Source organism: Pseudomonas putida, assembly GCF_028682455.1.
Classification (GTDB): Bacteria; Pseudomonadota; Gammaproteobacteria; order Pseudomonadales; family Pseudomonadaceae; genus Aquipseudomonas; species Aquipseudomonas putida_AA.
The window spans coordinates 1,450,315-1,463,075 of the sequence record NZ_JANHLD010000001.1 but is presented as its reverse complement, the minus strand read 5'-3'; the positions used below and the strand labels follow the sequence as shown (position 1 = coordinate 1,463,075).

At 62.7% G+C, this 12,761-nt stretch carries 13 protein-coding genes; 9 read left to right on the top strand and 4 right to left on the bottom strand.

Annotation, left to right across the window (positions count from 1 at the left end; translation table 11 throughout):
• Positions 1–17 precede the first annotated feature (17 nt).
• On the bottom strand, positions 18–2,000 hold the full coding sequence (locus tag NPS58_RS07225) for a sensor histidine kinase (protein WP_274114696.1): 1,983 nt from the start codon (positions 1,998–2,000) through the stop codon (positions 18–20).
• Between the two features lie 265 nt (positions 2,001–2,265).
• Between NPS58_RS07225 and NPS58_RS07220 the strand changes: the two genes are divergently transcribed.
• From NPS58_RS07220 to NPS58_RS07205, 4 genes are all read left to right on the top strand, one after another.
• Positions 2,266–3,063 carry a hydroxymethylpyrimidine/phosphomethylpyrimidine kinase gene (locus NPS58_RS07220; RefSeq protein WP_274114695.1) on the top strand — a complete coding sequence of 266 codons (798 nt, stop codon included), beginning with the start codon at positions 2,266–2,268 and terminating at the stop codon, positions 3,061–3,063.
• 15 nt (positions 3,064–3,078) lie between these two features.
• Complete coding sequence (gene thiE, locus NPS58_RS07215; RefSeq protein WP_274114694.1) at positions 3,079–3,705, top strand: thiamine phosphate synthase; 627 nt, start codon at positions 3,079–3,081, stop codon at positions 3,703–3,705.
• Positions 3,706–3,720: 15 nt separating this feature from the next.
• Complete coding sequence (gene hemL / locus NPS58_RS07210; protein WP_274114692.1) at positions 3,721–5,001, top strand: glutamate-1-semialdehyde 2,1-aminomutase; 1,281 nt, start codon at positions 3,721–3,723, stop codon at positions 4,999–5,001.
• A gap of 182 nt (positions 5,002–5,183) precedes the next feature.
• A complete protein-coding gene (locus NPS58_RS07205; RefSeq protein WP_028944385.1) occupies positions 5,184–5,732 on the top strand; it encodes a tetratricopeptide repeat protein in 549 nt (182 codons plus the stop codon).
• 9 nt (positions 5,733–5,741) lie between these two features.
• Here NPS58_RS07205 and NPS58_RS07200 read toward each other — a convergent pair whose 3' ends face one another.
• Positions 5,742–6,068: a DUF1820 family protein gene (locus NPS58_RS07200; protein ID WP_028944386.1), complete on the bottom strand. Its 327-nt coding sequence runs from the start codon at positions 6,066–6,068 to the stop codon at positions 5,742–5,744.
• A 128-nt stretch (positions 6,069–6,196) separates the two neighbouring features.
• Between NPS58_RS07200 and miaB the strand changes: the two genes are divergently transcribed.
• The 5 genes from miaB (at position 6,197) to lnt (ending at position 11,508) form a co-directional block, all read left to right on the top strand.
• Positions 6,197–7,525 carry a tRNA (N6-isopentenyl adenosine(37)-C2)-methylthiotransferase MiaB gene (miaB, locus tag NPS58_RS07195; RefSeq protein ID WP_274114689.1) on the top strand — a complete coding sequence of 443 codons (1,329 nt, stop codon included), beginning with the start codon at positions 6,197–6,199 and terminating at the stop codon, positions 7,523–7,525.
• Positions 7,526–7,648: 123 nt separating this feature from the next.
• Complete coding sequence (locus NPS58_RS07190; RefSeq protein WP_274114687.1) at positions 7,649–8,650, top strand: PhoH family protein; 1,002 nt, start codon at positions 7,649–7,651, stop codon at positions 8,648–8,650.
• Positions 8,643–9,137 carry an rRNA maturation RNase YbeY gene (ybeY, locus tag NPS58_RS07185; RefSeq protein WP_274114686.1) on the top strand — a complete coding sequence of 165 codons (495 nt, stop codon included), beginning with the start codon at positions 8,643–8,645 and terminating at the stop codon, positions 9,135–9,137. The genes NPS58_RS07190 and ybeY overlap by 8 nt, the downstream gene beginning before the upstream one ends.
• A 5-nt stretch (positions 9,138–9,142) precedes the next feature.
• The gene (locus tag NPS58_RS07180) at positions 9,143–9,982 is read left to right on the top strand and encodes an HlyC/CorC family transporter (protein WP_028944390.1); all 840 of its coding nucleotides are present in this window, start codon (positions 9,143–9,145) and stop codon (positions 9,980–9,982) included.
• Positions 9,983–9,990: 8 nt separating this feature from the next.
• The gene (lnt, locus tag NPS58_RS07175) at positions 9,991–11,508 is read left to right on the top strand and encodes an apolipoprotein N-acyltransferase (RefSeq protein WP_274114684.1); all 1,518 of its coding nucleotides are present in this window, start codon (positions 9,991–9,993) and stop codon (positions 11,506–11,508) included.
• Here the strand turns inward: lnt and NPS58_RS07170 are convergent.
• Both NPS58_RS07170 and NPS58_RS07165 read right to left on the bottom strand, forming a co-directional pair.
• The gene (locus NPS58_RS07170; protein ID WP_274114683.1) at positions 11,505–12,266 is read right to left on the bottom strand and encodes a YdcF family protein; all 762 of its coding nucleotides are present in this window, start codon (positions 12,264–12,266) and stop codon (positions 11,505–11,507) included. The two genes, lnt and NPS58_RS07170, sit on opposite strands and share 4 nt — an antisense overlap.
• Positions 12,267–12,392: 126 nt before the next feature.
• Complete coding sequence (locus NPS58_RS07165; RefSeq protein WP_274114681.1) at positions 12,393–12,710, bottom strand: hypothetical protein; 318 nt, start codon at positions 12,708–12,710, stop codon at positions 12,393–12,395.
• Positions 12,711–12,761: the final 51 nt, after the last annotated feature.

The following is a 12,761-nucleotide window of genomic DNA, read 5'->3' as shown; positions in this document are numbered from 1 at the left end:
GTGACAAAAACGCCTAACTAGCTGCGATTTAACCCCTGCCGGCTCAACGCTTGCGGCTGGCTCAAGGCCAGGCTCAGCCCGAGTTCGAAGCGACTGCCGAGGCCCGGATTGGACTCATGCTGCAAGCGTGCGCCCATCAGCTCGGCCAACTGCCGGCAGATCGCCAGGCCAATGCCCAGGCCGCCATACTGTCGTGTCATCGAGCCATCGACCTGGAAGAAGCGCTGATAGAGGTTGGCCTCATCGAGGCTGTCGAAACCGATGCCACTGTCGCTGACACTGATGGTCAAACCGATCAGGTGAGGCCCCAGCAGTTGCCCCCTGACCTGCAGCATCACCCCACCCTGATGGGTGAACTTGATGCCGTTGTCGAGCAGGTAGCTGATGCACAGCGCCAGCTTGTGCCGGTCGCCGACCACCATATCGGGCAGGTCAGCCGGGGTATCCAGGCTCAGGTACAAGCCCTTGGCCAGGGCAGATGCTGCGTACTTGGCACGCAGGTCCTGCACCAGTGCGCGCAAGCAGAAGGGCGCGTTGTGTGCGCTCAGTCGCCCGGCCTGCAGCTCGGTAAGGATCAGGATGTCGTCGACCATGCCCATCATGTCCTGGGCCGCGGCACTGGCGGTACGCTGGTACTGGGCCAGTTCCCGTTCCAGCGGCAGCGTCTGCATCAATTCCAGCGAGCCGATCACGCCATTCATCGGCGTACGCAACTCGTGGGTCACGGTGGCCAGGAACTCATCCTTCAGGCGGTTGCTATGGGCCAATTGCTGGTTCAGGCGTTCCAGGGTCTGGCCGGTCTCGCGCAGTGCCTGGGCCTGCTGGTCGCGCATGCTGTTGATCCGATCGGCCAGGGCAAGCGACAGCAGGCCCACCTCCAAGGCCGAGCCGATCTGGCTGGCATACATGGTCAGGAACACATTGGGCAGGTAGCCAAGCACCATCAGGGTGTTGACCAGCCCCCCGAGCAGGAACGCCGACCAGGCGATGATGAAGTAGCGCGCTACCCGCAGGCCCCGGCGCCAGGCGAACACCCCGGCGGCGAAGATACTCACGGTAAACAGCAGGGCCAGTGCGGTAGCCAGGCGCAAGGCAATGGCGTAGCTGCTGGTGAGCGACAGCAGCATGACCAGCACACCGCCGGCCATCAGTACCTTGAGGAGGTTATCGAATACCCGGCTGTGCTGGCCCAGTTGCAGGAAACTGCGGGCGAACTGGCAGCCGAACAGACCTGCCGCCCCAATGAACATCGGCGTGGCGGCGTTGGCCCACCAGGGGTTGTCGGGCCAGAAATAGGCCACGCCCGCACCATTGACCGATACCTGGTACAGGCCGAACGAGGCGATATAGAGGATGTAGTAGAGGTAACTGGTGTCACGTACGCTGAGGTAGATGAACAGGTTGTACACCAGCATGCCCAGCAACACGCCGTAGATCAGGCCGAGGACATAGAGACGGGTGGGTTGTTCTTCCAGATAGGCCTTGGCAGACCACAGGGTCAGCGGTGCCTGTACCGAGCCCTGGCTGTGCAGGCGCAAATAGGCGGTGGTGGTTTGCCCGGGGACAAAGGGCAGCTCGAAAAGGAAGTTGTTCTGCTCGATCTGGCGACTGGCATAGGGCAAGGCATCGCCAGTGCGCTGCGCCAGGCGGAAGGTACCGCCAGCATCCGGCAGGTAGAGTTCCAGATGGTCCAGTGGCGGATAGGCCAGCTCCAGCAACCAGCTGCGCGGGGCGGCCGAAGGCAGGGCGGTATAGTGCAAGTCGAGCCTGATCCAGAACACCGATTTTGAATAACCGGCATTGAGCACGTCAGCCTGGTGCCGACGAAAATGCTCGCTGAACGCCGGAGCGCTCACCTGCGCGATGCTGGAATTACCCTCGCGGTCCTCGAACACGTGCATTTCCCGACCCAGGGGCAGGCTGCGCGTTGAATCGTCGAAATCGACCGCCCCGGCCAGCAGTGGCAACCAGCCCAGCACAACAATCAGCAAATAGCGCATACAGCCCCAGCATGGTCTGTCCCGGTCATGTCGCAATGGCCTCCCATCCGTTTGAGGCGACGCAATCCGGCAGTAACCGTTATCGGTAGATTCGAGCACTCTAGCATAGCTTTTCAGGGCTGCCAGAGGCTACCTAAAAATTTGAACGAAAGGCTCTAGAACGGCACTTTCAGCGATTTACAACCACACTTCCTGACCACTTGATCAAAAAACCTGGCTGCAGGGACAGACCCGACAAAAGCGTTTGGTGGTAAGCTCGCGCACCATGAATAACTACAGCTCCCGCCCCGTTGTCCTCTGTCTCTCCGGCCACGACCCCAGTGGCGGCGCCGGCTTGCAGGCAGATATCGAAGCCCTGATCGCCCAAGGCTGCCACGCCGCTCCCGCCGTGACCGCCCTGACCGTGCAGGATACCGTCAATGTCAGTGACTTTCGCGTGCTCGACCGCGAGTGGGTACTGGCCCAGGCTAACGCCGTGCTCGCCGATTCCACGGTAGCGGCGGTCAAGCTGGGCATGCTCGGCTCGCTCGACATGGTCGACACCGTCGTCGAACTGCTCAGCGCCCACCCTCACCTGCCCCTGGTCTGCGACCCGGTGCTGCGCGCCGGTGGCGGTGGCCGCCTGGGCAAGGACGAGGTCGGCTACGCCATGCGCGAGCGGCTGTTGCCACTAGCGACCATTGCCACGCCGAACCTGCCAGAGGCCCGCATACTCGCCGAACTGCCCGAAGGCACTGCCGACGAATGCGCAGAAAAACTCCTGCCCTTCGTCAGACACCTGCTGATCACCGGCGGTCACGGTGACGAACACGAAATCCACAACCGTCTTTATAGCCGCGATGGCCAGCGTCATACCTGGACCTGCCAACGCCTGCCCGGCAGCTACCACGGCTCGGGCTGTACCCTGGCCAGCGCCCTGGCCGGCCGCCTGGCCCTGGGTGAGCAGTTGCAAAGCGCCGTGCGCTCGGCCCTGGACTACACCTGGCGCACCCTGCGCGATGCCGAACAACTGGGCAAGGGCCAATACGTGCCGCGTCGCCTACCCCTGGATTTCTGTTCCTGAACCCGAGGCCCCGAGATGAAGCTACGCGGTCTGTATGCCATCACCGACAGCCAACTGTTGGCCGGCAAGTTCCTGCCTTACATCGAAGCGGCCCTAGACGGCGGTGTGGCCTTGCTGCAATACCGCGACAAAAGCCAGGACGAGGCTCGCCGCCTACGTGAAGCCGAGGCCCTGGCCAACCTGTGCAGCCGCTACAAGACCCGCCTGATCATCAACGACGATGCCGAGCTGGCCGCACGCCTGGGTGTCGGCGTCCATCTGGGCCAGACCGACGGCCCGCTGACCCCAGCGCGCACCTTGCTCGGGCGCGAGGCGATCATCGGTTCGACCTGCCATGCACAACTGGAGCTGGCCGAACAAGCCGCCCGTGAAGGTGCCAGCTATGTCGCCTTCGGCCGTTTCTTCAACTCCGTGACCAAGCCGGGCGCGCCAGCCGCCGACATGGTCTTGCTGGAGCAAGCCCGTACCCGGCTCAAGTTGCCGATCTGCGCGATCGGCGGCATCACCCTGGACAACGCCGCCCCGCTGGTCGCCCACGGCGCCGACCTGCTGGCGGTGATTCATGGCCTGTTCGGCGCCGATAGCACGCAGGAAGTCACCCGCCGTGCCCGCGCCTTCAACGCCCTGTTCGCATCTGCCTGATTGAGAGAGCCCATCATGTCTCGTTCCGAAACCCTGTTTGCCAACGCCCAGAAGCACATCCCCGGTGGCGTCAACTCGCCGGTGCGGGCATTCAAGAGCGTTGGCGGCACGCCGCTGTTCTTCAAGCATGCCGAAGGCGCCTATGTCACCGACGAAGACGACAAGCGCTATGTCGACTACGTGGGTTCCTGGGGCCCGATGATCCTCGGCCACAGCCACCCTGACGTGCTCGACTCGGTGCGCAAGCAGCTGGAACACGGCCTGTCCTACGGCGCGCCTACCGCCATGGAAACCGAAATGGCCGACCTGGTCTGCTCGATCGTGCCGTCGATGGAAATGGTGCGCATGGTCAGCTCCGGCACCGAAGCGACCATGAGCGCCATTCGCCTGGCCCGTGGCTACACCGGCCGCGACAGCATCATCAAGTTCGAAGGCTGCTACCACGGCCACTCCGACAGCCTGCTGGTCAAGGCCGGCTCCGGCTTGCTGACCCAGGGCGTTCCCAGCTCCGCAGGCGTGCCGGCAGCCTTTGCCAAGCACACTCTGACCCTGCCGTTCAACGACATCGACGCCGTCGAGAAAATGCTGGCTGAAGTGGGTCAGGAAGTGGCGTGCATCATCGTCGAGCCTGTGGCCGGCAACATGAACTGCGTGCCACCGGCACCGGGCTTTCTCGAAGGCCTGCGTACCCTGTGCGACAAGCACGGCGTAGTGCTGATCTTCGACGAAGTGATGACCGGTTTTCGCGTTGCCCTGGGCGGCGCCCAGGCGCACTACGGCGTGACCCCGGACCTGTCGACCTTCGGCAAGATCGTCGGTGGCGGCATGCCGGTTGGCTGCTTTGGCGGCAAGCGCAAGATCATGGAGCAGATCGCGCCACTGGGCCCGGTCTACCAGGCTGGCACCCTGTCGGGCAACCCGCTGGCCATGGCCGCCGGCCTGACCACCCTCAAGCTGATCAGCCGCCCGGGCTTCCACGACGAGCTCAGCGCCTACACCAGCAAGTTGCTCGACGGCTTGCAACAGCGCGCCGATGCAGCCGGCATTCCGTTCGTCACCACCCAGGCGGGTGGCATGTTCGGCCTGTACTTCAGCGGCGCCGACGACATCGTCACCTTCGATGACGTGATGGCCAGCGATGCCGAGCGCTTCAAGCGCTTCTTCCACCTGATGCTCGAGGGCGGCGTGTACCTGGCGCCAAGCGCCTTCGAAGCCGGCTTCACCTCGATCGCCCACGGCGAAACCGAGCTGAAGATCACCCTGGATGCTGCCGAGCGGGCGTTCGCCAAGCTCTGATCGCTTGAACCATCGCGGGGCACGCCCGCTCCTACAATTACCGGTGTAGGAGCGGGCGTGCCCCGCGATAATGCCTCTCATCACAGAAAATCGAGTAAAGACTTTGTAAGGTAGGCGTTGCTTATCCCATAATGTGCCACCAGACACTTTGGCCGCAGCTTTGCAGAGGTAAGTCGATCCCCATGAACCGCACCGGCCGCGCCCTCGCCCTGGGCTGCCTGTTGCTTCTTCAGCCCCTGCTGGCCTCGGCAGGCGGCAACTCGTTGCTGATTCCGGCAACGGGCCGCTGCACCCTCGATTCCCAACCTGAAGACCTGCCCCAGGCCCTCGCCGCGTGCCAGCAAGCCGCCCAGGCAGGCGATGCCCAGGCCCAATACGAATTGGGTGAGTTCTATTACCAGGGCACCTACACCCCGCGCGACCTCAATCAGGCGCTGAGCTACTTCGAGCAGGCGTCGCTGCAAGGCCACGCCGAAGCGCAATATCGTCTGGGGACCATGTTCTACAAGGGTGAAGGCGTTGCGGCCAACAATGTACAGGCGTACATCGTGCTGAAAATGGCCGCGGTCAACGGCGCCGAAGACGCCCTGGACCTGGCCGACGAAGTGTCGGAAAAAATGCCGCGCGATGAGCTGGAAATGGCGACCCAGGTACTGGGGCAGATTTTCCGCAAGTACCTGCTTGAGCTGCAGACCGCCGAAGGGCGCACCCCTTTTTCACCACTCCCCTGAACAGCCCGCCTACTTCTCCGGCATCGGCATCGGAAACGGCATCACGTTGCCCACGCCCCGGGCCTCGCTGATTTTCGGCGTTCCCAAGCGCTCGACCTCATCAATGCGCACGATCGAATGCATCGGCACGAAGCTGCGCACCACGCCTTCGAACTGGGCCTTGAGTTTTTCTTCACTGGGATCGACCACGACTTGGGTGCGCTCGCCGAAGACAAACTCTTCTATCTCCAGGAAACCCCACAGATCGCTCTGGTAGATCTGCTTGGCATACATCTCGAATACCTGGCCCTGGTTGAGAAAGATCACTTTGTAGATAGGCGCTTCACGTTTGGTCATTTCGAAGGGGCAGTCACAGGTTGTAAAGAAAGCGCAAACTATAACATAGGGCCCGGACCGACAATGCTAGGATCCGCCGCCTCGGCACCCTATAATGCGCGGTTCTTCGAATTACCAGATGATCTCCCATGGCCAAGAAGCTTTATATCGAAACCCACGGTTGCCAAATGAACGAGTACGACAGCTCGCGCATGGTCGATCTGCTGGGCGAACATCAAGCCCTGGAGGTCACTGCGCGTGCCGAAGACGCCGATGTGATCCTGCTCAATACCTGCTCGATCCGCGAACGCGCCCAGGACCGGGTCTACTCCCAGCTGGGCCGCTGGCGTGAACTAAAGGACCAGAACCCGGACATGGTCATCGCCGTCGGCGGTTGCGTGGCCAGCCAGGAAGGCGAGTCGATCCGCAAGCGCGCGCCCTATGTCGATGTGGTGTTCGGCCCGCAAACCCTGCACCGCCTGCCCGAAATGATCGACGCTGCGCGGACCACGCGCCTGCCCCAGGTCGACGTGTCGTTCCCTGAAATCGAGAAGTTCGACCACCTGCCCGAACCCCGCATCGACGGCCCGACCGCTTATGTCTCGGTCATGGAAGGCTGCAGCAAGTACTGCACCTTCTGCGTTGTGCCCTACACCCGCGGCGAAGAAGTCAGCCGCCCGTTCGACGACGTGCTGGCCGAGGTGATCCACCTGGCCGAAAACGGCGTGCGCGAAATCACCCTGCTGGGGCAGAACGTCAACGGCTACCGCGGCCAGACCCACGACGGCCGGCTAGCCGACCTGGCCGAACTGATCCGCGTGGTCGCCGCCGTCGATGGCATCGACCGCATCCGCTACACCACCTCGCATCCGCTGGAGTTCTCCGACAGCCTGATCCAGGCCCACGCCGAAGTGCCGGAGCTGGTCAAGCACCTGCACCTGCCCGTGCAATCGGGTTCCGACCGCGTGCTGGCGGCGATGAAGCGCAACCACACCGTCCTCGAATACAAGTCCAAGCTGCGCAAGCTCAAGGCTGCCGTGCCGGGTATCTGCATAAGCTCGGACTTCATCGTCGGCTTCCCGGGCGAAACCGAGAAGGACTTCGAACAGACCATGAAGCTGGTGGCCGATGTCGGCTTCGACTTCTCCTACTCCTTCGTCTACAGCCAGCGCCCGGGCACCCCGGCCTCCGACCTGCCCGACGAAACCTCGGAAGAGGTGAAAAAAGAACGACTCAAGGCCCTGCAGCATCGCCTCGACACCCAGGGCTTCGAGATCAGCCGACAAATGGTCGGCACGGTCCAGCGCATCCTGGTCACCGACTACTCTCGCCGCGACCCGGGCCAGTTGCAGGGGCGCACCGAGAATAACCGTATCGTCAACTTCCGCTGCGACAATCCGAAGCTGATCGGCCAGTTCGTCGACATCCATATCGACGACGCACGCCCTCACTCGCTGTTCGGCTCGCTGGCCCATTGACCTGTCCAGCCGGGCCGCAACACTGGCCCGGCGACCCTTGATCGTTTCAGCGCTTTCGCCCTGCAGCGGCTAGGGTTATCCTTGAGACCATATCCATTGCCGTCGGGCGGCTGAAAAACAACCTTGAACGCACCCATAGAACCTCATCGTTTCATCCTCGAGCCCTTCGAGGCCCATCGCTTCGCCAATCTGTGCGGGCAATTCGACGAGCATTTGCGCCTGATCGAACAACGCCTGGCCATCGAAATCCGCAACCGCGGCAATCAGTTCGAACTGATCGGCGAACCCAAGCACACCTCCTCTGCCGAGCAACTGCTGCGCCGTCTCTATCGCGAGACCAAGGCAACCGAGCTCTCGCCGGAAATGGTCCACCTGTTCCTGCAGGAGTCTGCAGTCCAGGAGCTGGAAAACCCGGCGGTGAACGAAGTCAGTGTTTCCCTGCGCACGCGCAAGGGCATGATTCGTCCGCGCGGGCTGAACCAGCAGCGCTACGTCAAGGAAATCCTCGGCAACGACATCAACTTCGGCATCGGGCCGGCCGGCACCGGCAAGACCTACCTGGCCGTTGCCTGCGCGGTCGATGCGCTGGAGCGCGAACAGGTGCGCCGCATCCTGCTGGTGCGCCCAGCGGTCGAAGCGGGCGAAAAGCTTGGCTTCCTGCCAGGCGATCTGGCCCAGAAGATCGACCCGTACCTTCGCCCCCTGTACGACGCGCTGTATGAAATGCTCGGCTTCGAACACGTGGCCAAGCTGATCGAGCGCCAGGTGATCGAGATCGCCCCGCTGGCCTACATGCGTGGCCGCACCCTGAACAACAGCTTCATCATCCTCGACGAAAGCCAGAACACTACCGTCGAGCAGATGAAAATGTTCCTGACCCGTATCGGCTTCGGCTCCACGGCGGTGATCACCGGTGACATCACCCAGGTCGACCTGCCGCGCGGCACCAAGTCGGGCCTGGCTCATGTGATCGAAGTGCTCAAGGGCGTGCCGGGTATCAGCTTCACCCACTTCCAGCCCAAGGACGTGGTTCGCCACCCGCTGGTACAGCGTATTGTCGAAGCCTACGAGCGTTTCGACAGCCAACAGCAGGGCAACAGTGAAGGCACCCGACGCGATGCTTGAACTTGACCTGCAACGGGCCACGGATGCCGCTGCCCCTGATGACGCACTCTTTCGCCGCTGGTGCGAGCTGGCTTTGCGCCAGCGCACTGCCGACTCGGAAATGACCATCCGCCTGGTGGACGAAGCCGAAGGCCGTGAGCTCAATCACACCTACCGGCACAAGGACTACGCCACCAACGTGCTTTCCTTCCCCGCCGATGTTCCCGACGACCTGCTCGACATTCCCCTGCTCGGCGATCTGGTGATCTGCGTGGCCGTGGTCGAGCGCGAGGCCGCCGAACAAGGCAAGACCCTCGAGGCCCATTGGGCACATCTGGTGATTCACGGATGCCTGCACCTGCTGGGCTACGACCACATCGACGACGATGAGGCCGAGGAAATGGAAGCACTGGAACGAGAGTTGCTAGCCGAACTGGGTCACCCGGATCCGTATGCCGACGACGAACACGACGCACCCCACACTGATATCAGCAAGGAACACGAGTAACCGCCATGAGCGAAGATCGATCGAGCAACGGGCAAAAGTCCTGGCTGGGCAAACTGACCCAGGCTTTTGCCCATGAGCCGAAAAACCGCCAGGAGCTGCTTGAGCTGCTGCGCGAAGCCCACCAGAACAAGCTGCTCGACAGCGAGGCGCTGACCATTGTCGAAGGTGCCATCCAGGTGGCAGACCTGCAAGTACGCGACATCATGGTGCCGCGCTCGCAGATGATCAGCATCAAGGCCACGCAGTCGCCACGCGAGTTCCTGCCGGCGGTGATCGACGCTGCGCACTCGCGCTACCCGGTGGTCGGCGAAAGCCATGACGATGTCCTGGGCGTGCTGCTGGCCAAGGACCTGCTGCCACTGATCCTCAAGGAGAATGGCGACAGCTTCAACATCAAGGACCTGCTGCGCCCGGCCACCTTCGTGCCCGAGTCCAAGCGCCTGAACGTGCTCCTGCGCGAGTTCCGCGCCAACCACAACCACATGGCCATCGTCATCGACGAGTACGGCGGCGTGGCCGGCCTGGTTACCATTGAAGACGTGCTCGAGCAGATCGTCGGCGATATCGAAGACGAACATGACGTCGAGGAAGACAGCTACATCAAGCCACTACCAAGCGGCGACTTCCTGATCAAGGCACTGACCCCGATCGAGAACTTCAACGAGTTTTTCGACAGCCAGTTCTCCGACGATGAGTTCGACACTGTCGGCGGCCTGGTAATGAGCGCCTTCGGCCACCTGCCCAAGCGTAACGAGACCACCGAAATCGGCCCGTATCGCTTCCGCATTCTCAACGCCGACAGCCGCCGGATACACCTGCTGCGTCTGACCCCTATCACCCGTTAAGGACAACCATGCGCTGGATCACCCGCCCCGGCTGGCCCGGTAACCTGCTGGCCGTGGCGGCTGGCGCAATCACCACCCTGGCCCTGGCGCCGTTCGACATCTGGCCGCTGGCATTGCTGGCGGCCGGCCTGTTCTACCTTGGCCTGCGCGAGCTTAGCCCACGCCAGGCCCTGGGCCGCGGATGGTGCTTCGGCTTTGGCTTGTACGCCGCTGGCACCAGTTGGATCTATGTCAGCATCAACACCTACGGCGGCGCGACTCCGCTACTGGCAACCGGTCTGCTGGTGGCGTTCTTTGCCGCTATCGCCTGGTTCTTCGCCCTGCCCGCCTGGGTCTGGACACGCTGGCTGCGCCGCAACGAGGCGCCCCTGGCCGATGCCCTGTGCTTTGCGGCCTTGTGGGTAGGCCAAGAGGCATTCCGCGGCTGGTTCCTCACTGGCTTCCCGTGGCTGTACTCCGGCTACAGCCAACTCGATGGCCCACTGTCTGGCCTGGCCCCGATCGGGGGCATGTGGCTGATCTCCTTCTGCCTGGCCCTGTGTGCAGCCTTGCTGTGCAACTTGCCACGCCTGCGTGAACGCAAGTCCTTCCTCGTGGTGGCCATTGCCTTGCTCCTGGCGCCCTGGGCCATCGGCCTGGCCCTGAAGAATCACGCCTGGACTGCACCTGCCGGCAAGCCCCTGACCGTCGCCGCCCTGCAAGGCAACGTCGAGCAGGAAATGAAGTGGAACCCCGAACACGTCAATGCTCAACTGGCCCTGTACCGGGACATGAGCTTCAGCTCCAAGCCCGTCGACCTACTGGTCTGGCCGGAGACCGCTGTGCCGATCCTCAAGGACCAGGCGCAGGGTTACCTGGACATGATGGGCAATTTCGCCGCCGAACGTCATTCGGCACTGATCACCGGCCTGCCGGTACGGGAAATCGTCCACCAGCAGCGTCGCTACTACAACGGCATTACCGTGACCGGCGAAGGCGATGGCACCTACCTCAAGCAAAAGCTGGTGCCGTTCGGTGAGTACGTTCCCTTGCAGGACATGCTCCGTGGCCTGATCGCCTTCTTCGACCTGCCCATGTCGGACTTTGCCCGGGGCCCGTCGGATCAACCGCTGCTGCAAGCCAAGGGCTATCAGATTGCCCCGTACATCTGCTACGAAGTGGTCTACCCGGAATTCGCCGCCAGCCTGGCAGCGCGCAGCGACATTCTCCTGACCATCAGCAACGACACCTGGTTCGGCACCTCGATCGGCCCGCTGCAACACTTGCAGATGGCGCAGATGCGCGCGCTGGAAGCGGGTCGCTGGATGATCCGGGCCACCAACAACGGCGTCACCGGCCTGATTGATCCGTTCGGGCGTATAACGGCGCAGATCCCGCAGTTCGAACGCGGGATCCTCTACGGCGAAGTGGTACCGATGCAGCAGCTCACTCCGTACCTGCAGTATCGCTCCTGGCCCCTGGTGATCCTCTGCGCGCTGTTGCTGGGCTGGGCCTTGCTCGCCAGCCGCATCGCCAAGACCGTCTAGTAAAACATCCGGTAGCCGAGCAGGCCGACTGCCTCGTTGAGCAGTTGGCCGCTCCGCCAGATCGACCTGCTCTCTGGCAGCCAGCCACCGAACGGTCGCGCATGATCGCGCCCAAGAAAGCCCACCGGGGCCGGCACCACCTCGAAGCCGGCCCGCTCGAAGCTCCAGCGCGAGCGTTGCATATGCCAGGCCTGAGTCACCACCACCACACGCTTGATACCCAGGGGCTGAAGCATTTCGGCGCTCATCTGTGCATTTTCCCAGGTTGTGCGGCTGCGCCCTTCCTGCCAGCGCACCGAGACACCCAGATCGCGCTGCAGGGCATCGGCCATCAACTGCGCCTCGCTGGGCGGGGTACCAAAATGCAGGCCACCGCTGGTCAGCAGTGGCAAACCTGACGCCTTGGCCAGTTGCGCGGCATAGCGCATGCGCTCCATCGCCACGTCGGTAGGCTGGTCGACATCGCCCCAGGCCGGATCGCCGCGCTCGCGCCCGGCGCCCAGAATGACAATGGCATCTGCCCGCTCGGCCAGATGTGCCCACTGCGCCAGGCCCAGCGCAGGCTCGGTCTCCAGCAAACGCGCCGACCGCTCGACGACCACCGGCAGGCTCATCAGCCACAATCCACCCAGGCCCAGCGCAAAGCACAGGGCAGACAGGCGCGGCCACGACCTGCGCAACCACCAGGCGGCAAGCAGCAGCAGGAACAGGATGCCAGGCGGCAGGATGAGTTGTTTGATCAGGTAGCGGATCGGCACGGGACACCTCCATGGAGGTGCGCAGCCTAAGACGATCGGCACCTGGCAACAAGCGTAGTCAGGCGCCGATCATCATAGATTTTTCGAAATTGGCGCACTCCGCATTGCGCCTGGGAATCCGAACGGCTATTTGAATTGCAGCGTCCTGGATTTTGCCGTGGTAGTGGAGCGCGTCTTGTCCTTGAGCCAGACGACTCTGGCCGAAGGTGGCGGCTCCGGTGATAGCTGTGCGCCAGCGCGTCCATGCCCGCCCTCTGGAAGGGAGTCCAGATAGGCTTTGATAACATCGAATTCAGCGCGGCTAAGACCACGCAACTCCAATTCAGCAGGCACTTCATCGCGTAACCGAACGGCGGTTCTAGCGACATCCAGGGCCAGCCCCAGACGGTCGATCAGCCGTTCGTAAAGCTCCGGTTTTGTTGCTTGTAGCTGCGACTCTCCCATCCGTTCACCTCATTGAAGATAAATATATCTCCCCCACTCCTGAGCTTAGCG